Origin of the sequence: Cellulomonas sp. ICMP 17802, from assembly GCF_041295535.1 — a bacterium.
Lineage (GTDB): Bacteria > Actinomycetota > Actinomycetes > Actinomycetales > Cellulomonadaceae > Cellulomonas.
Genome location: NZ_JBGFQZ010000004.1, coordinates 110,320 through 126,609, shown reverse-complemented (window position 1 = coordinate 126,609; position 16,290 = coordinate 110,320). Strand labels below are relative to the sequence as shown.

Below are 16,290 nucleotides of genomic sequence, written 5' to 3'. Positions count from 1 at the left end.
CCGGGGTGGGCCTTTGGGCCCCTCACCGGAGCGCTCGCGACGTCGGCAGCGGCGTCGCGAGCCCGAGCGGGTACGGGTCAGCCTGCGTTCAGCGACCTGCGCGCACGATCGAGCCGACGGCAGGCTCGATCCACCCGGACGGGAGGCGTCCCATGCGTGGGTGCACGGAGGACAAGGCGACAGGCCGTGGCACGGGTGTGCGGCGGGTGCGTGTGCGGGTGGGCACGGCGGCCGCGGTGCTGCTCGCGTGCGGGCTGAGCTCGTGCACACCGGGCTCGCCACCCGGTGCGTCGGCGTCGGGCAGCGCCGCGGCGACCGGGCGCGAGCAGCTGCCGCAGGGCTCCGAGCCCGTCCGGCTGGACCCGGCCGACTTCTCCGTCACCATCTCCAACCCGTACTGGCCGATGGAGGTCGGCGATCGCTGGGTCTATCGCGAGACCGACGACGCCGGCCGCGTGCTCCGGGTCGACGTGACCGTCCTCGACCGGACGTCGACCGTCGCCCTGGGGATCGAGGCCCGGGTCGTGCACGACCTCGTGACCGAGGGCGGAGCCACCGTGGAGGACACCTACGACCTGTACGCCCAGGACGCCACCGGCAACGTCTGGTACCTCGGGGAGCACACCACGGAGTACGAGAACGGGAACGTGGCGTCCACAGCCGGCTCGTGGGAGGCGGGCGTCGACGGCGCGTTCCCCGGTGTCGTGGTCCCCGCGCAGCCCCGACCGGGCACCCGGTACCGCCAGGAGTACCTCGCGGGAGAGGCCGAGGACGTGGCAGCCGTGCTGTCCGTCAGCGAGGCGGCCGAGACTCCCGCCGGCGCCTACCGCGACGTCCTGCTGACGCGAGACACCACGCCGCTGGAACCGGACGTGGCCGAGCTGAAGCTCTACGCCCCCGGCGTCGGCCCCGTGATGACCGTGCAGATCGCGGGCGGCACGAGCAGGGAGGTCCTCGTCGAGACCACGCGGACCCACCCGTGAGGCCGTCAGTCGTGCCGCCTCACCACGTGTGCCCGGGCTCGTAGCTGCCGAACGACCACTCGTTGCCTCCCGGGTCGAGGACGCGCGCCCGCCGCGAACCCCACTCGGTGTCCTCCGGCGGGAACACGCTGCGACCCCCGGCAGCGACCGCCCGCTCGAACAGCTCGTCCACCCGAGGGGTCTGCAGGTAGAGCCCGTGACCGACCGACTGGCCGTGCAGCGCGGGGGTGTCGTACGCCTCGTCCGACGACGCCACCATGACGACCGCGCGTCCCAGCCGGAGCTCGGCGTGCTGGACGGTGCCGTCGTCGCCCGGCTGCGGGGAGACCACCTGGAACCCGAGCGCCTCCAGCCAGAGGATCGCCGCCGGTACGTCGGCGTAGCTGAGGTACCCGAACAGGGTCGTCGCATCCTGCCAGTCGTCCATCCCTCAGAAGTAGGCACGGGCGATCGTCGCGTCGCAACCGGGACAGGGCCTCGCGGACCACCGGGCAGGGCCGACCCCCGCTCGCTATCGTGCGACGGATGGCCATCACGCTGGAGAACGTCGGCATCGCCGTCCGCGATCTCGACGCCACGATCGCGTTCTTCACCGACCTCGGCCTGACGGTCGTCGGGCAGGACACCGTCAGCGGCGAGTGGGCCGACACCGCCGTCGGGCTGGACGGGAACCACGCCCGCATCGCCATGCTCCAGACCCCCGACGGCCACGGTCGCCTCGAGCTGTTCGAGTACCTCCACCCGACGGCGATCGAGACCGAGCCGACCCGCCCCCACGAGATCGGCATGCACCGCGTCGCCTTCTCGGTCGACGACATCGACGAGGCCCTCGAGATCGCCGCCAGGCACGGATGTCTCCCGCTGCGCGGCGTCGCCAACTACCAGGACGTCTACAGGCTGACGTACGTGCGGGGGCCGAGCGGGATCATCGTCATGTTCGCCGAGGACCTGACGAAGGACCGCCGATGAGGAGCTCGCCGGGGAGCTCGGGACCGACGCCGTCGCGGAGCCGGAGCAGGACCTCCACGGATCTCTCCCGAGAGTGCGCGCGACCGGGACGTTCGGCCCGTTCCGCCGGCTCCGGGCGGCTCTAGCCTGGAGAGCCGGGCTCCATCGGCGGGGCCCACGCGGTGCGAGGAGTCGTGCGATGCGACGTGCGTTCCTGTCGGTCCTCCTGCTGGTGAGCGCGTTCCTGTTCGTCCCGGCGTCGCCTGCCACGGCAGCGCCCTACTGCGGCCTCGTGTGGGGCTCGCTCGAGAAGTCGGCGTCCGGCCTGCCGGCGGGAGGCCGGGCCCAGGGCCGTGTGGTGAACGTCCGCACCGGCCAGCACGCCTGCTACGACCGGTTCGTCGTCGACGTGGACGGGGCCGTCGGCGGCTACACGGCGAGGTACGTGCCGCACGTGGTGCAGGACGCCTCGGGGGCGCTGATCCCGACGCGCGGAGGCGCAGCCCTGCAGATCACCGTGCAGGCCCCGGCGTACACCCACAACGCCGTGCCGACGTATCGGCCCGCCGACCCGCTCGAGCTGACGAACGTCGCGCGCTACCGCCCGTTCCGGCAGGTCGTCCTGGCGGGCACCTTCGAGGGGTACACCAGCGTCGGGATCGGCGTGCGGGCACGTCTGCCGTACCGGGTGCTCGTGCTCGACGGACCGGGGACCGGGTCTCGTGTCGTGGTGGACGTCGCCCACCGGTGGTGAGCCGGCACCCGTGAGAGCTCGGCCCGGCACGGCCTACGACGCGGCGTGCAGCGCCTCGACGGGCACGCGGGCGCGGGCGAGCGCGGGGCTGCGCAGGTCGTTGAGGGAGACGCCGATGCCGTAGGTGAGGAACTGCCCCACGGGCACGATCTCGATGAGGCGGCACTCGGCGCGGCGTTCGGCCGGGACCAGGGACGCCAGCTGCTTCGGCTCGTCGGGCAGCTCGCCGGCGGGGTGCACGACCGCGGTCGCATGGAAGCTCACCGTGGCCGGCGGGATGGGGAAGAGCAGCGAGAGCAGCCCTCCGCGACGCACGGGCACCGTCACGGCGAGCCGCCCGTCGGCCGCGAGGTGCCGCGCCTTCCAGGCGTCCGGCGCCACCGCGACGTACATGCGGCCGCCCGTCGCCACGTAGACGACGCCGCTCGACCGCGGCTCGCCCTCCGGCGTGAGGTGGCTGAGCACCGCGAACGACGCCCGTTCGATCGCGCGCCACACGTCCTCGGTCGTCGGGCGACGCTCCGGCCCGCTCTCGTGGCCCACTGTCCTCATCCCCTCGCGCCGGCTGCTGTCCGACCAGCCTGTCGCCGGCGGGCCCGGCGCAGCAGGGCCCAAGGTCCTTCGAGGAGCCGTCAGGGAGCGCCGCGGACGCTGAGCTCGTTGCCGCCGGGATCGACCAGCGCGACCGAGCCGTCCCCGGTCGCGCCCAGTCGGGTGGCGCCGAGCGCGACCAGGCGGTCGACCTCGGCCCGCAGGTCGCCGACCGCGCCGAGCTCCAGCCGCAGCCGGTCCCGACCCTGCCGCCGCGACAGGTGCTTGCCGTCCCACGAGACCTTGGTGCCGCCCTGCGGCGACTGCACGGCGGTCTCGTCGTCCTGGTCCCACACCAGCGGCCAGCCCAGCGCGCGGGACCAGAAGACGCCGGTCTCCCGCCCGCCCTCGCAGGTGAGCTCGCCGAGGAAGCCGCAACCGGCCAGGAACCTGTTGCCGGGCTCGATCACGCAGAACGCGTTGCCCTCGGGGTCGGCCAGCACGACGTGCCGCTCGCCGGGGAGCTGACCGACGTCGAGGTGCCCGGCGCCCAGCCGGAGGGCTCGGGCGACGGTGTCGTCCTGGTCGGCCTGCACGGCGCTCGTGAGGTGCAGGTGCGAGGGGTTCAGGCCGACCCGGGGCGCCGCGCTCGGGACGAAGCGCAGTCCGAGCTGGGCCGCGGTCGCGGGCACCAGCACCCCGGAGGCGTCCGCGACGGCGTCGCGCCCGAGGAGGTCGGCCCAGAACCGCGCGAGGCGCGCGGGGTCGCTCGCGTCGATGGTCAGGGCCGTCAGTCGGCTGGGCACCCTCGAACGCTAGGTGCGGCGCGGGGGCGAGGCACACGAATATCGCCCACCTGTACAGAGCGGACGGGGAGGCGTTGACTGCTCCGGTGGCGAACAGGTCCGCTCCGGCGTCGGCGGTCGTGCCGGTGCTCACCTACCCGGACGTCCGCGCAGCCGTCACGTGGCTCGCCGCCGCCTTCGGCCTGGTCGAGCGGGTGCGCATCGGCGCCGACCACCGCGCGCAGCTGCGGTGCGGAGACGGCGACGTCATCGTGGCGGACACCGGGAGCGACCGCCGGCCACCCCGACCGGGCGAGGTCGTGCAGTCGGTCATGGTCCGCGTGGACGACGTGGACGCGCACTGCCTGCGCGCGCGGCAGAACGGTGCGAGGGTGCTCATGGAGCCGACGGACTTCCCGTACGGCGAGCGGCAGTACACGGCAGAGGACCCGGCCGGGCACCGGTGGACGTTCACCGAGACGATCGCCGACGTCGACCCGCAGGACTGGGGCGGCGAGCTCGTCGAGGCCTGACACCCGTGACCGCGCACCACCGACACGCTTGACGAGGAGTACGCATGGAGTTCCGCCAGCTGGGCACGACCGGCCTGACCGTGTCGGAGATCGGGTTCGGGGCCTGGGGGATCGGCGCCTCGATCTGGATCGGGGCCGACGAGGACGAGTCCGTGGCCGCGCTGCACCGCGCCATCGAGCTCGGCGTCAACTTCGTCGACACCGCGCGCGGCTACGGCGAGAGCGAGCGCATCGTCGGCGGCGTCCTGCGCGACCACCCGGAGGTGCACGTCGCCACGAAGGTCCCGCCCAAGAACGGCGTCTGGCCCGCGCCGGGCGGGCTGCACCCGGACCAGACGTTCCCCGGCGACCACATCCGGCGCAGCCTCGAGACGAGCCTGGCGGCCTCCGGCCTCGAGGCGTTCGACCTGCTCCAGCTCCACGTCTGGAGCGACGAGTGGGTGGGCAGGGGCGACTGGCTGGAGACGATCGCCGACCTGCGCCAGGAGGGCAAGATCCGGTTCTTCGGCGTCTCCGTCAACGACTACCAGCCCGAGAACGCGCTCGACCTGGTGCGCAGCGGCACGGTCGACACCGTGCAGGTCATCGACAACGTGTGGCACCAGCAGCCGCAGGAGCAGCTGCTGCCCGCCTGCGCCGAGCACGGGGTCGGCGTCATCGTGCGCGTCGCCCTCGACGAGGGCGGTCTGACCGGTCGCATCACGGCGGGCTCGACGTTCCCGGACGGCGACTTCCGGAACACCTACTTCGGCGGGGACCGGGCCGCCCAGGTCGAGCGGCACGTGGCGGACCTCGTCGGCGACCTGGGCATCAGCACCGACCAGCTGCCCGACCTCGCGCTGCGCCACGTCCTCGACCACCCCGCGGTCTCCACGGTGATCGCCGGCATGCGCACCGTGCGCAACGTCGAGCGCAACGCCGCCACGAGCGACGGCCGACGCCTCACCGACGCGCAGCGCGACGTGATCCGGCGCCACCGGTGGGAGCGGAACTTCTACCAGCCGGCGGACGCCTGACGCCCACGCCCGCTCACGGGCCCGCGAGGATGCGCGCGCGCATCTGCTCCGCCGGCAGCGGGTCACCCGCCGACCAGCCGTAGCGCCACGGGGTGACGTTCTCCTGCCACCACGTCCCGCCGACGTCGGCGTGCGGAGCACCGGCGTCGTGCGCGCCGCCCTCCGGGCTCGTTCCCGGCACCAGCAGCTCGAACGGCCCCATCGACGCGGCGCGGTGCCGCGCGACGTAGGCGTGGACGTCCCGGGTGTCCGCGGGCGTCCACGGCCCGTCGACGCGCATCGGCACGACACCGTCCCAGCGGCCGCGCGCTGGAAGGGCCGCGTGCCCGGCCAGGTGCCGGCGACCCACACGGGGATGCGCGGGCGCTGCACGGGAGGGGGGTGGGCCTCCGCCTGCCAGGGGAGGGCGGCGTCGGTCCGGGCGACCCGGTAGTGCTCGCCGCGGTGCTCCACCGGCGCACCCGTCCAGAGCCGGGCCAGGAGCTCCAGGTGCTCGTCGAGCATGCGGCCGCGCGTCGCCAGGTCCGGTTCTTCCCCCAGGTAGTCCCACTCGAACGGGAAGGCGCCGATGCCGACACCGAGCACGGCCCGCCCTCGGCTGAGGCGGTCGAGCGTCACCGTCTCTCGTGCGAGCTTGACCGGTCGGCGGCGGGGCAGCGGAGTCACCAGCGTGCCGAGCCGGATGTGCGCGGTCCGGTCGGCCGCCACGGCGAGCGCCATCCACGGGTCGACGACGTCGATCGGCCCGGGGTCGAACGCGAACAGGTGGTTCCACAGGAAGAAGCCGTCCCACCCGGCCGCCTCGGCGTCCACGGCCCAGCCCGCGAGCACGCCGGCGTCGATCCCCGGCCCGAAGTTGGCGACGGACACGCAGTAGCGCATGTGCCCACCGTGCCACCGTCGACGGACACGAGGGTGGACCTGTCAGGCGCGGAGCACGCGGACCCCGGTGCGCTCGAGCTCCGCGAGGACGGGATCCTGGCGGTCGGCGTCGCTGACGATCCCGGCGACCTCGTCGAGGCGCAGCACGGGGAACGGCGACGCGGCGCCGATCTTCTCCTGGCTCGCCATCACCCACGTCTGGGCCGCGCGGCGCGCGAGGGCGCGCTTCATCGCCGCCTCGTCGACGTCGCCGGTGGTCAGGCCCGTGTCCGGCCGCACGCCGGTGACGCCCAGCAGGAAGAGGTCGGCGCTGACCAGGGCGGCCGCCTCGACCGCGGCCGCGCCGGCCGCCACGACCGAGTGCTTGAAGAGCCTCCCGCCGAGGATGACGACCTCGGCGGGGTGGTCGACCAGCGCGACGGCGATCGTCGGGCTGTGGGTGATCACCGTGAGCCCGGGGTCGCGGGGCAGCAGGCGGGCGACCTCGAGCGCGGTCGTGCCGCCGTCCAGGATCAGCGTGCTGCCCGGCTCGACCAGCTGGAGGCACGCCGCGGCGACCCGCTGCTTGCTGCCCGTGGCGATCTGCTGCCGGCGCGCGTAGCTCGCGGCGGCGGGCGCGACCGGGATCGCGCCGCCGTACACGCGCTGGGCGAGCCCCGCGTCGGCGAGCTCGCGCAGGTCGCGCCGGATCGTGTCCTCGGACGTGTCCAGCTCGGCCGCCAGGTCCTTGGCGACGAGGCGCCCGTCGGCACGCAGCCGAGCGAGCAGCAGCTCCTTGCGCTGAGCAGCCAGCATGCACGTTCCTCCGTGGTTGTTCCGATTCATGCATACTAGTGCACGTGACGACTCCCCTGCTGATCCTGATCGCCGGCCCCTACCGCTCCGGGACGGGCGACGATCCCGCCCTGATGGCGCAGAACCTGGAACGCCTCGAGCGGGCCGCCTGGCCGATCTTCCGCAGCGGCCACCTCCCGATGATCGGCGAGTGGGTGGCGCTCCCCGTGCTGAGCAGCGCGGGAGCCGACGGGCCGCTCAGCCCGTTGGCGGAGCGCGTGATGTACCCCACCGCCGAGCGGCTGCTCCAGCACTGCGACGCCGTCCTGCGCTTGGAGGGGGAGTCGACCGGCGCCGACCAGGACGTGGCGATCGCGCAAGAACGCGGACTCCCGGTGTACCGCCGGGTCGAGGACATCCCCGGGTTCGTGCCCGACGACGGGCTCGCGGCGCGACGCTAGATCCGCGTCTTGCCCACCTGCATGTGGATGTGGTCCTGGTGCTGCGCGCGGAGGTTCTCGCCGGGGCCGTCGATGTAGTCGGGGTGGATCACGTACCCGCCGGCGTCGCCGAGCCGCTTGCGCGGCCACCGGTTGGCAGGACCGATCCCGTTGCACTCGCACTCGAACGTGCCGAACGTGAAGGCCGTGCGGAACAGGAGGTCGGCCAGCGGGTCCACGGCGGGGTCCAGCCGGGTGGCCGCCCCGGCGACGGCCGGCAGCTTGCCCCAGTCGGCGAGCACCCGCTTGTCGAACGCGGCGCCGTCGAGGGTTCCCTGGACGCCCGAGAAGTCGAGCGCCCGGCCCTGGTTGTGGCAGTCGTTCGGGAGCCCGCTCCCGTGCCCGATGCCCTTGTGCAGGATGGTGGAGACGTCCGGCGCGGACGAGTTCAGCCATCGGGTCAGCCGGTAGAGCGCGACGAGCATCCGCTGGTCGACGTTGTCGATGAGCGTCTGGTGCACGGCGTCGTTCTCGTAGGTGATCCCCCCGACGGAGGTCGGCTGCACGACGACGTGGGTGGCGGGCTGCGGCGACGTGATCCCGGTCTGCCAGTCCCCGGCGTACGGGGTGCTGGTGGCCCTCAGCGAGTACTTCCCGGCCTGGATCTGGTAGCCCATGATCGCGTTGGCCTCGGGCAGCGTGAGGTCGCGCGCCGCCTTCAGCATGGCCGGCGGGACGGGGTCCAGCTGGAGCGCGGAGATGGAGTCCTGGGCGTCCACCGCGTCGGTGTCCACGTTGTAGCGGCAGAACTCGGAGCCCTTGAAGAAGTACGCGAACGACCCGCCCTGGTAGAGCGCCGCGTCGACCCCGTCCGCCCAGAGGCCCGGCCACCCCGACGCGATCGGGCGCGGGTAGTTGTCGTCCACCCGGTCGAGGGTCAGGTCGTAGCGCAGGTAGTCCGCGCCCCGGAAGAAGTAGAGCTTGCCGGTGCCCCAGTTGAGGACCGCGTCGAGGGCGCCCGCGCCGACACCCGGCCAGAACTGCGCGGTGGTGAACGGCGCGTTGGGCGGCAGGTAGTCGGCCTCGACGCCCTCGGGCCCGTTGCTCCCGACCTCGTACCGCACGTACTCGTCGCCGTAGAAGAAGTACGCCTTGCCGAAGCCGTAGTAGACGGCGGCGTCCGCGGCGTCGGCGCGCAGTCCGGGCCAGTGGGTGGCGGTGTCGAGGTCGTTCTGCTCGGCGAACCCGGTGGCGAAGTCCATCCGCGTGTAGGTGGTGCCCTGGAAGAGGTACGCCTTGCCGTTGGGGAGGGAGATCGCGCACGTGCCCCGACTCATGGACCAGCCTCCCCCCGGCTCCTGTCCCTGAAGTCTGGTCCTGGCCGCGACCCGGTGTCCAGGACGGGTGGCGGCTCAGCCGTCGAGCCGCGCAGCCACGTCCGCGGGGAAGCCGCCGGTCGCGATCGGGCCCCACCGCGTGGGCGTGATGCGGATCAGGGACTTGCCCTGCACCCGCATGGCGGCGCGGTACTCCTGCCAGTCTGGGTGCTCGCCGGCGATGCAGCGGTAGTAGTCCACCAGCGCGTCCTCGGCCTCGGGCATGTGCAGCACCTCGGCCGTGCCGTCGACCTGCACCCACTCGTCCCCGAAGTCGTCGGACAGCACGCAGACGCTCACCCGCGGGTCGCGCTCCGCGTTGACCGTCTTCGCGCGGCCCGGGTACGTGGAGATCACCAGCCGACCCTGGTCGTCGACACCGCCGCTGACGGGGGAGACCTGAGGTCGTCCGTCCGCGCGCGTGGTCACGAGGACGATGTGGTGCCTCTCGCGGACGAAGTCGAGCAGGTCGGCGAGGTCGACGGTGCGGGTGGTCGCGATGGGTCGGGCCATGCCCCCACGCTAGAGGGGGTCAGCCCCCCGAGCGGGCCGCGACGAGGACCGCCGCCTCCTCCCGGCACTGCGCGAGCGGCAGGTCGGGGAACGAGGAGCCGTCCTCGAGGTAGCAGGCGTACGGCGCCCGGACCCCGCCGGGGAACTGCTCGACGGCGTCGCCGCGCTCCTGCGCGAGCTGGACGACGGCCGTGACACCGCCGGCGGCGAACGCGTCCTCGTACCCGGCCTCGAGCTGCCTCTCGTGTCTCGCCCAGAAGAGCAGCGCGAGCGTCGCGACGAGCACCACGACGAGCGTCGCCCGCACCGCGCGCGAGCTCATGGGGCTGCTGGCCTGAACCCGTGTCCCGGGTGTCGTCGACGACATCACCGCTCCCGTCCTGGCGTCCGGGCGGCACCGGTGCCGCTCCGTCGACCGTACTGCGTGGTGGATGCCGGGCGCGGGGGTTTGGCCGTCAGGCTCGCTCGAACACCGCCGCGAGGGCCTGGCCGCCGCCGATGCACATCGTCTCGACCGCGAGCGTGCCGTCCAGCGCGGGCAGCTCGTGCGCGAGCGTCGCCAGCATGCGGATGCCGGTGGCGCCGATGGGGTGGCCGAGCGAGATGCCGCTGCCGCGCGGGTTCACGCGAGGGTCCTCGGGGTCGATCCGCCAGTCCGCCAGGCACGCGAGGACCTGGACCGCGAACGCCTCGTTGAGCTCGAGCACGTCGACGTCGGCCAGCGCGACGCCGGCCCGGGCCAGCGCCAGGTGGGTGGCGGGGACGGGCGCGATGCCGAAGCGGCGGGGATCGACGCCGGCCGCCGCCCACGACCGCAGCCGGAGCATCGGGGTCAGGCCGAGGCGGAGGGCGTGGTCGGGCGTGGTGACGACGCACGCCGCGGCCGCGTCGTTCTGACCGCTGGAGTTGCCCGCGGTGACCGTGGCGTCCGGATCGGTCGCGAGCAGCACCGGCCGCAGCGCGGCGAGGGCGTCGAGCGTGGAGTCAGGGCGCGGGTGCTCGTCGCGGTCCACGACCACGCTGCCGCGTCGACCGGGCACCTCCACGGGGACGATCTCGGCGTCGAACGCGCCGGAGGCCTGCGCGGCGACGGCGCGCTGGTGCGACCGCAGCGCGAGGGCGTCCTGCTCCCGACGTCCGATGCCGTACTCCGCGCGCAGGGTCTCGGCCGTGCCCACGTTGCCGTCCGGGGTGGGGTAGCGGGTCCCGCCCACCGTCTCGCGTCCGCGGGCGAGCGCGTCGTGCAGCAGCAGGCCGCCGGGCGGGACTCCCCGACGGCCCTGCTCGGTGTACAGGGGGGCGTTCGACATGGACTCCACCCCGAGGGCGACCACCACGTCGGCGACGCCGGTCTGCACCTCCATGGCGGCGTTGAGCACGGCCTGCAGCCCCGAGCCGCAGCGCCGGTCCAGCTGGTAGCCGGTCGTGGTGATCGGGAAGCCGGCGTCCAGGGCGGCGACGCGGCCGAGGGCGGGGGACTCCATCGTCGGGTAGCCCTGAGCCGCGACGACGGAGTCGACGGCCGCGGGGTCCAGGCCGGTCCGGTCGAGCAGGGCGCGCAGCACCGCGACCGCGAGCGCCCGGGCGTCGAGCGGCGCCAGCGCCCCGCCGAGGCGCCCGACGGGCGTGCGCAGCGGCGCGCAGACGACGACCTCGCGGAGCTCGGTCATCGGCCGTCCTCGAACGGTGCGCCGGTCGCGGCCCGGACCTGCTCGATCGTCACGCCCGGCGCGAGCTCGACAAGCCGCAGCCCGTCGGCGGTCACGTCGAGCACCGCCAGGTCGGTGATGATCCGGTCGACGCACGCCCGCCCCGTCAGCGGCAGCGTGCACTGCTCGACGATCTTGGCCGAGCCGTCCTTGGCCACGTGCTCCATGACCACGAGCACGTGGGCCGCACCGTTGACCAGGTCCATCGCCCCGCCCATGCCCTTGACCATCTTGCCGGGCACGGCCCAGTTGGCGATGTCGCCGCCCGCGGAGACCTGCATCGCGCCGAGCACCGCGTGCGTGACCCGGCCTCCCCGGATCATGCCGAAGCTCGCGGCCGAGTCGAAGTACGCGGCGCCGGGCAGGACGGTGACGGTCTCCTTGCCGGCGTTGATGAGCTTGGGGTCGGCCTCGCCCTCCCAGGGGTAGGGGCCGACGCCGAGGATGCCGTTCTCGGAGTGCAGCACGACCTCGACGCCCGGCGGGAGGTGGTTCGGGATGAGCGTGGGCAGCCCGATGCCGAGGTTCACGTAGGAGCCGTCCTGCAGCTCGCGGGCGGCGCGGGCGGCCATCTCGTCACGAGTGAGCGGCATCAGATCTCCACGGACGGGCGCGGCCGGACGGTGGTCTTCTCGATCGGCAGGTCGGCGGACTGCTCGGGGCTCAGCAGCACGACGCGGTCGACGTAGATGCCCGGTAGGTGGATGTCGTCCGGGCCCAGCTCGCCCGGCTCCACCAGCTGGTCGACCTCGGCGATCGTGAGGGCACCGGCCATGCCGGCGAGCGGGTTGAAGTTGCGGGTCGACTTCTCGAACCGCAGGTTGCCGTGCCGGTCGCCCACGGCCGCGCGGACCAGGCCGTAGTCCGTGCGGATGGCCTCCTCGAGCACGTACTCGCGGCTGCGGCCGAACGCGGAGAACGGCCGCAGCTCCTTGGGCGCGCTGGCCAGGGCCACGGACCCGTCGGGGGCGTACCTCAGGGGCATGCCCCCGTCGGAGACCGCGGTGCCGGCCCCCGCTGCCGTGTAGAAGGCGGGGATGCCGACGCCCCCGGCGCGCAGCCGCTCCGCCAGGGTGCCCTGCGGCGTGAGCTCGACCTCGACCTCGCCGCCGAGGTACTGGCGCGCGAACTCCTTGTTCTCGCCGATGTAGCTGGCCACGACCCGGCGGATCCGGCCGGCGGCGAGCAGCTCGCCCAGCCCCCAGCCGTCCACCCCGCAGTTGTTCGAGACCACCTCGAGCTCGTCGACCCCCCGGGCGAGCAGCGCCCGGATGAGGGCGATGGGCACGCCGGACAGCCCGAAGCCGCCCACCGCGAGGGACGCGCCGGACGGGATGTCGGCGACGGCCTCGTCAGCCGTCGCGACGGTCTTGTCCATCAGGTTCTCCTTGGGTGTCGGCGACGACGTCGCGCACGACCGCCATCGCGGAGTTCGCGGCCGGCAGGCCGGCGTACAGCGCGGTGTGCAGCACGACCTCGGCGATCTCGTCCGGGCTGAGCCCGTTGCGCAGCGCGGCGCGCACGTGCATCCGCAGCTCCGCCTCGTGGCCGCCCGTGACCAGGCCGGCGAGCGTCGCGATGGACCGGTCGCGGCGCGACAGGCCCGGCCGGGACCAGACCTCGCCCCACGCGTACCGGGTCAGGAAGTCCTGGAACGGCGCGGTCAGCGGCGTGGTCGCTGCGACGGCGGCGTCGACGTGCGCGTCGCCGAGCACCGCGCGACGCACGCGCATCCCGCGGGCCCGGGCGTCGTCGGGGCCGCCGAGGTGGTCGCGCAGGAGGGCCACCACGGCGCGCGGCTGCTCGAGCACGGCCAGATGGCCGGCGGACGCGAGGGTCGCGTGCGCCGCGTGCGGGAGGCTCTCGGCGAGCTCCTGCATCGAGGCGGGCGTCGTCACCGCGTCGTGCCCGCCGCTCACCAGCAGGGTCGGGACGGCGATCGTGGGAACTGTCGAGGACCGGTCGAACGAGGCGAGCGCCTCGGCGCAGCGCGCGTACGACTCGTCGTCCACCTGCAGCAGGGCGTCCAGGGCGCGGGCACCCGCGGGGTCGCCGCGCTCGAGGAAGCCGGGTGCGAACCAGCGTGCGGCGCTGCCGGCCACGAGCGAGGCGGTCCCGCCCGCCCGGACTGCCGCGGCCCGCTCGGCCCAGCTCGGGGCGGTCCCGATCCGGGCCCCGCTGCAGCACAGGGTGAGCGTGCGCACGCGGTCCGGGTGCGCGGCCGCGAGCTCGAGGGCCACGGCACCCCCCAGCGAGACCCCGGCCACGTGGAACGACCCGCCGCCGGCCTCGTCGACCACCGCCAGCACGCCCGCGGCGAGGTCGGCGACCGTGACGGGGTCGGCCGTGGCCGGGCTCGCGCCGTGACCCGGCAGATCGATGCGCAGCAGGCGCAGCGCCGCGGTCGCCGGGTCCGCGCGCAGCCCGGCGACGACGCCGTCCCAGAGCGCGGCGGTGGTGCCGAGCGAGGGCAGCAGGACGAGCAGGTCGTGGTGGGCGGCGGGCGCCGCGCCCGGCACGAACGACCCGCGGAGCCGGGGGACGCTCACGGGCGCTCACCGCCCAGGGTGTGCTGGAAGCGCGCGATCGCGGCGTCCGCCACCCGGCGGCAGGCGGCCAGCGTGACGGCGTCCGCCGGACCGACGTCGGCGCTCCGCAGGTTCCGTGCCGCGGCGTCGCGGTGCACGGTGAGGCCGGACACCGTGCGCGCGGCGGCGTCGGCCGAGCCGCCCGCGAGCCGCAGCAGGTCCCGCAGCGCCGACCACTCGGCGTGCCACTCGCCGGCCGGCCGCTCGTCCACCGACACGGCCGCGCGGGCGACCGTCGACAGGAGGCCCGGAGCCTGCAGCGCGGCCGCGCTCATGGCGACGGGCCCCACCGGGTTGCGCTTGTGCGGCATGGCCGACGACGCGCCGCCGCCGGCGAGCCCGAGCTCGTCGACCCCCTCGCGCGAGCCCATGACCAGGTCGCGGCCGACCCGACCGAGAGCGGCTGTCACCGTCGACGCCGCGGTCGCCACCGCGAGCACCGGCGTGCGCTCGGTGTGCCACGACCGCCCGGGGTCGTCGAGGCCCAGCTCGGCGGCCAGGGTGGCGCGCAGGGCCTCGATCGTCCCGGGCCGCCCGGCGGCCCGGTCGGCCTGCTCGCCGGTGCCGACGGCGCCGCCGAGCTGGACCGGGAAGCGGGTGCCGTCCACCGCGGCGACGGCCGAGCTGATTCCGTCGAGCCAGCCGGCGATCTGCACCCCGAGGGTGGTCGGCGCCGCGTTGCGGCCGAGCGTGTGCCCCACCCGCGGCGAGTCGCGCTCCGCGTCCGCCAGGACCGCGAGCGCCGTCCCGGCGGCGACCAGCCGCACCCGGACCTGCGCGAACGTCGCGCGCGCCACCTGCATGAGGGCGGTGTCGAGCACGTCCTGGCTGGTGGCGCCGGCATGCAGCCGCGCGGCCGGCAGCCCGGCGCGGTCGAGACGCTGCCGCAGTAGCCCGACCAGGGCGACGACGGCGACGCCGTCCCGCGCCACGCCGGCGACGAGCGCGTCGCGGTCGAGGGCCGTCGGGTCGGCGGCCACGGAGTCGAGCAGCCGCGCCGCGCCGCCGTCCCCCTCGTCGTCGACCGCCGCCCACGCGCGCAGCAGGGCGGCCTCCACCCGCACCATCGCGGCGAGCACCTGGTCGTCCCCGGCGGCGTCCCGCGTGCCCGCGGTCGTCGGCTGGAGCAGGCCCCAGTCGCCCGCGGTCATCGCGGCGTCCCGTAGTCGAGGAACACCGTCTCGTCGGGTCCCTGCAACCGGACGTCGAACCGGTAGGAGCGGGGGCCGTCCACCGCGGCGACCAGCGTCCCGCGCCGGTCGGCGTCGAGGCGGCTCAGCAGCGGGTCGGACGCGTTCGCGTCGGGCTCGTCGCCGAAGTACGCGCGGGTCAGCAGGTGGTGCAGGACGCCGCGCGCGAACACCGCGAGCAGGACGTACGGCGCGGACCCGGAACGGGTGGGTCCGGGCTTGACCGTGCTGAACGCGTACCGGCCGTCGAGGGAGGTCGCGCAGCGCCCGAAGCCGGTGAACCCGTGCGGGTCCCGGTCGAACGAGCCACGCTCGGTGGAGGGCCGGCCGTCGGCGTCGGCTCCCCAGACCTCGATCATCGCGTCGGGGACCGGGGACCCGGCGCCGTCGAGCACGACGCCGTGCAGCCGGATCGCGTCGGGCTGCCAGGGCGCCCGGACGTCCGGTCCGCCGGCGTAGGGCAGCGCGTACCCGAAGAACGGGCCCACCGTCTGGCCCGGGGTCTGCTCAGGCATGGTCGGCGTCCTCGGGCTCGGTCCAGGTGGCCTGGGGGCCGGTGAGCACGACGTCCCACCGGTAGCCGAGCGCCCACTCGGGCTCGCTGACGTCGTGGTCGTACGCGGCGACCAGGCGGGCGCGGGCGGCGGGGTCGGTGATGGACTGGTAGATCGGGTCGAGCCCGAACAGGGGGTCGCCGGGGAAGTACATCTGCGTGACCAGCCGCTGCGTGAAGGCGGTGCCGAAGAACGAGAAGTGGATGTGCGCCGGGCGCCACGCGTTGCGGTGGTTGCGCCACGGGTACGGGCCGGGCTTGATGGTGACGAGCCGGTAGGAGCCGTCGTCGCCCGTGATGACCCGGCCGACGCCCGTGAAGCTGGGGTCGAGCGGGGCCGGGTGCTGGTCGCGCTTGTGCACGTAGCGTCCCGACGCGTTGGCCTGCCAGACCTCGATCAGCTGGTTCCGGACGGGCCGCCCCTCGCCGTCGAGCACGCGCCCGGTGACGATGATCCGCTCGCCCAGGGGCTCGCCCGCGTGCTGGATGGTCAGGTCCGACTCGTGCGCGGCCACGTCGGTGTGCCCGAACGCGGGGGAGACCAGCTCGATCTCCTCGGGGTCGGCGCGGACCAGCTCGTGCGTCGGGTGGCGCAGCAGCGTCGAGCGGTACGGCGCGAAGTCGCGGTGCGGGTGCACGCCCGGCCGGCCCTGCTCGCGGGCGTGACGCGCGGCGATCTCGGCGGAGATCGTCTCCTGGCTCAGCTCGGACATGC

21 protein-coding genes and 1 pseudogene are annotated in these 16,290 nt (G+C 74.5%); 6 read left to right on the top strand and 16 right to left on the bottom strand.

The window, feature by feature from the left end; translation table 11 throughout:
• The first annotated feature begins 206 nt into the window (after positions 1-206).
• A complete protein-coding gene (locus tag AB5970_RS06825) occupies positions 207-983 on the top strand; it encodes a hypothetical protein (protein WP_370503165.1) in 777 nt (258 codons plus the stop codon).
• Positions 984-1,002: 19 nt separating this feature from the next.
• On the opposite strand, the gene AB5970_RS06820 is transcribed toward AB5970_RS06825, so the two are convergent.
• A complete protein-coding gene (locus AB5970_RS06820) occupies positions 1,003-1,410 on the bottom strand; it encodes a VOC family protein (RefSeq protein ID WP_370503164.1) in 408 nt (135 codons plus the stop codon).
• Positions 1,411-1,508: 98 nt separating this feature from the next.
• Here AB5970_RS06820 and AB5970_RS06815 point away from each other — a divergent pair, with 98 nt between their 5' ends.
• Together AB5970_RS06815 and AB5970_RS06810 are read left to right on the top strand one after the other, a co-directional pair.
• Positions 1,509-1,952: a VOC family protein gene (locus AB5970_RS06815; protein WP_370503163.1), complete on the top strand. Its 444-nt coding sequence runs from the start codon at positions 1,509-1,511 to the stop codon at positions 1,950-1,952.
• Positions 1,953-2,130: 178 nt separating this feature from the next.
• Positions 2,131-2,685, top strand: coding sequence for an AMIN-like domain-containing (lipo)protein (locus AB5970_RS06810; protein WP_370503162.1), 555 nt, complete (start codon positions 2,131-2,133; stop codon positions 2,683-2,685).
• 33 nt (positions 2,686-2,718) lie between these two features.
• Here the strand turns inward: AB5970_RS06810 and AB5970_RS06805 are convergent, their stop codons facing one another.
• Both AB5970_RS06805 and AB5970_RS06800 read right to left on the bottom strand, forming a co-directional pair.
• Positions 2,719-3,228, bottom strand: coding sequence for a pyridoxamine 5'-phosphate oxidase family protein (locus tag AB5970_RS06805; RefSeq protein WP_370503161.1), 510 nt, complete (start codon positions 3,226-3,228; stop codon positions 2,719-2,721).
• A gap of 89 nt (positions 3,229-3,317) precedes the next feature.
• Entirely contained in the window at positions 3,318-4,022 is a 705-nt protein-coding gene (locus tag AB5970_RS06800) for a VOC family protein (protein ID WP_370503160.1), read from the bottom strand.
• Positions 4,023-4,108: 86 nt separating this feature from the next.
• Between AB5970_RS06800 and AB5970_RS06795 the strand changes: the two genes are divergently transcribed.
• On the top strand, positions 4,109-4,534 hold the full coding sequence (locus AB5970_RS06795) for a VOC family protein (RefSeq protein WP_370503159.1): 426 nt from the start codon (positions 4,109-4,111) through the stop codon (positions 4,532-4,534).
• A 44-nt stretch (positions 4,535-4,578) separates the two neighbouring features.
• Entirely contained in the window at positions 4,579-5,550 is a 972-nt protein-coding gene (locus AB5970_RS06790; protein WP_370503158.1) for an aldo/keto reductase, read from the top strand.
• 13 nt (positions 5,551-5,563) lie between these two features.
• On the opposite strand, the gene AB5970_RS06785 is transcribed toward AB5970_RS06790, so the two are convergent.
• The 3 genes and pseudogenes from AB5970_RS06785 to AB5970_RS06775 all read right to left on the bottom strand — a co-directional run bounded on the left by AB5970_RS06785 (position 5,564) and on the right by AB5970_RS06775 (position 7,227).
• On the bottom strand, positions 5,564-5,830 hold the full coding sequence (locus AB5970_RS06785; RefSeq protein ID WP_370503157.1) for a hypothetical protein: 267 nt from the start codon (positions 5,828-5,830) through the stop codon (positions 5,564-5,566).
• A gap of 59 nt (positions 5,831-5,889) precedes the next feature.
• A pseudogene (locus tag AB5970_RS06780) lies at positions 5,890-6,432 on the bottom strand (LLM class flavin-dependent oxidoreductase); the annotation flags it as partial.
• 42 nt (positions 6,433-6,474) lie between these two features.
• Positions 6,475-7,227, bottom strand: coding sequence for a DeoR/GlpR family DNA-binding transcription regulator (locus AB5970_RS06775; protein ID WP_370503156.1), 753 nt, complete (start codon positions 7,225-7,227; stop codon positions 6,475-6,477).
• A gap of 44 nt (positions 7,228-7,271) precedes the next feature.
• On the opposite strand from AB5970_RS06775, the gene AB5970_RS06770 reads away from it, so the two are divergent.
• A complete protein-coding gene (locus tag AB5970_RS06770) occupies positions 7,272-7,667 on the top strand; it encodes a DUF4406 domain-containing protein (protein ID WP_370503155.1) in 396 nt (131 codons plus the stop codon).
• Here the strand turns inward: AB5970_RS06770 and AB5970_RS06765 are convergent.
• The 10 genes from AB5970_RS06765 to pcaH form a co-directional block, all read right to left on the bottom strand.
• Positions 7,664-8,983, bottom strand: coding sequence for a hemopexin repeat-containing protein (locus tag AB5970_RS06765; protein WP_370503154.1), 1,320 nt, complete (start codon positions 8,981-8,983; stop codon positions 7,664-7,666). The genes AB5970_RS06770 and AB5970_RS06765 overlap by 4 nt on opposite strands.
• Positions 8,984-9,058: 75 nt before the next feature.
• Complete coding sequence (locus AB5970_RS06760; protein WP_370503153.1) at positions 9,059-9,535, bottom strand: PPOX class F420-dependent oxidoreductase; 477 nt, start codon at positions 9,533-9,535, stop codon at positions 9,059-9,061.
• Positions 9,536-9,554: 19 nt separating this feature from the next.
• Positions 9,555-9,857 (bottom strand): hypothetical protein, encoded by a 303-nt coding sequence (locus AB5970_RS06755; RefSeq protein ID WP_370503152.1) that lies wholly within the window; start codon positions 9,855-9,857, stop codon positions 9,555-9,557.
• A gap of 133 nt (positions 9,858-9,990) precedes the next feature.
• Entirely contained in the window at positions 9,991-11,205 is a 1,215-nt protein-coding gene (locus AB5970_RS06750; RefSeq protein ID WP_370503151.1) for an acetyl-CoA C-acetyltransferase, read from the bottom strand.
• Complete coding sequence (locus tag AB5970_RS06745; RefSeq protein ID WP_370503150.1) at positions 11,202-11,837, bottom strand: CoA transferase subunit B; 636 nt, start codon at positions 11,835-11,837, stop codon at positions 11,202-11,204. The genes AB5970_RS06750 and AB5970_RS06745 overlap by 4 nt, the downstream gene beginning before the upstream one ends.
• Positions 11,837-12,622 carry a CoA transferase subunit A gene (locus tag AB5970_RS06740; protein ID WP_370503149.1) on the bottom strand — a complete coding sequence of 262 codons (786 nt, stop codon included), beginning with the start codon at positions 12,620-12,622 and terminating at the stop codon, positions 11,837-11,839. The genes AB5970_RS06745 and AB5970_RS06740 overlap by 1 nt, the downstream gene beginning before the upstream one ends.
• Positions 12,597-13,793, bottom strand: coding sequence for an alpha/beta fold hydrolase (locus tag AB5970_RS06735; protein WP_370503148.1), 1,197 nt, complete (start codon positions 13,791-13,793; stop codon positions 12,597-12,599). The genes AB5970_RS06740 and AB5970_RS06735 overlap by 26 nt, the downstream gene beginning before the upstream one ends.
• Positions 13,790-14,983 (bottom strand): lyase family protein, encoded by a 1,194-nt coding sequence (locus tag AB5970_RS06730; RefSeq protein ID WP_370503147.1) that lies wholly within the window; start codon positions 14,981-14,983, stop codon positions 13,790-13,792. The genes AB5970_RS06735 and AB5970_RS06730 overlap by 4 nt, the downstream gene beginning before the upstream one ends.
• Positions 14,980-15,537: a protocatechuate 3,4-dioxygenase subunit alpha gene (gene pcaG / locus AB5970_RS06725; protein WP_370503146.1), complete on the bottom strand. Its 558-nt coding sequence runs from the start codon at positions 15,535-15,537 to the stop codon at positions 14,980-14,982. The genes AB5970_RS06730 and pcaG overlap by 4 nt, the downstream gene beginning before the upstream one ends.
• Positions 15,530-16,288: a protocatechuate 3,4-dioxygenase subunit beta gene (gene pcaH, locus AB5970_RS06720; RefSeq protein WP_370503145.1), complete on the bottom strand. Its 759-nt coding sequence runs from the start codon at positions 16,286-16,288 to the stop codon at positions 15,530-15,532. Before pcaH ends, pcaG begins: the two co-directional genes overlap by 8 nt.
• Positions 16,289-16,290 lie beyond the last annotated feature (2 nt).

Coding starts and splice junctions, on each gene's coding strand:
- AB5970_RS06755 (WP_370503152.1), bottom strand. CDS start 9,857: ATGAGCTCGCGCGCGGTGCGGGCGACGCTCGTCGTGGTGCTCGTCGCG.
- pcaH (WP_370503145.1), bottom strand. CDS start 16,288: ATGTCCGAGCTGAGCCAGGAGACGATCTCCGCCGAGATCGCCGCGCGT.
- AB5970_RS06765 (WP_370503154.1), bottom strand. CDS start 8,983: ATGAGTCGGGGCACGTGCGCGATCTCCCTCCCCAACGGCAAGGCGTAC.
- AB5970_RS06760 (WP_370503153.1), bottom strand. CDS start 9,535: ATGGCCCGACCCATCGCGACCACCCGCACCGTCGACCTCGCCGACCTG.
- AB5970_RS06740 (WP_370503149.1), bottom strand. CDS start 12,622: ATGGACAAGACCGTCGCGACGGCTGACGAGGCCGTCGCCGACATCCCG.
- AB5970_RS06785 (WP_370503157.1), bottom strand. CDS start 5,830: ATGCGCGTCGACGGGCCGTGGACGCCCGCGGACACCCGGGACGTCCAC.
- AB5970_RS06730 (WP_370503147.1), bottom strand. CDS start 14,983: ATGACCGCGGGCGACTGGGGCCTGCTCCAGCCGACGACCGCGGGCACG.
- AB5970_RS06815 (WP_370503163.1), top strand. CDS start 1,509: ATGGCCATCACGCTGGAGAACGTCGGCATCGCCGTCCGCGATCTCGAC.
- AB5970_RS06775 (WP_370503156.1), bottom strand. CDS start 7,227: ATGCTGGCTGCTCAGCGCAAGGAGCTGCTGCTCGCTCGGCTGCGTGCC.
- pcaG (WP_370503146.1), bottom strand. CDS start 15,537: ATGCCTGAGCAGACCCCGGGCCAGACGGTGGGCCCGTTCTTCGGGTAC.
- AB5970_RS06745 (WP_370503150.1), bottom strand. CDS start 11,837: ATGCCGCTCACTCGTGACGAGATGGCCGCCCGCGCCGCCCGCGAGCTG.
- AB5970_RS06810 (WP_370503162.1), top strand. CDS start 2,131: ATGCGACGTGCGTTCCTGTCGGTCCTCCTGCTGGTGAGCGCGTTCCTG.
- AB5970_RS06790 (WP_370503158.1), top strand. CDS start 4,579: ATGGAGTTCCGCCAGCTGGGCACGACCGGCCTGACCGTGTCGGAGATC.
- AB5970_RS06820 (WP_370503164.1), bottom strand. CDS start 1,410: ATGGACGACTGGCAGGATGCGACGACCCTGTTCGGGTACCTCAGCTAC.
- AB5970_RS06750 (WP_370503151.1), bottom strand. CDS start 11,205: ATGACCGAGCTCCGCGAGGTCGTCGTCTGCGCGCCGCTGCGCACGCCC.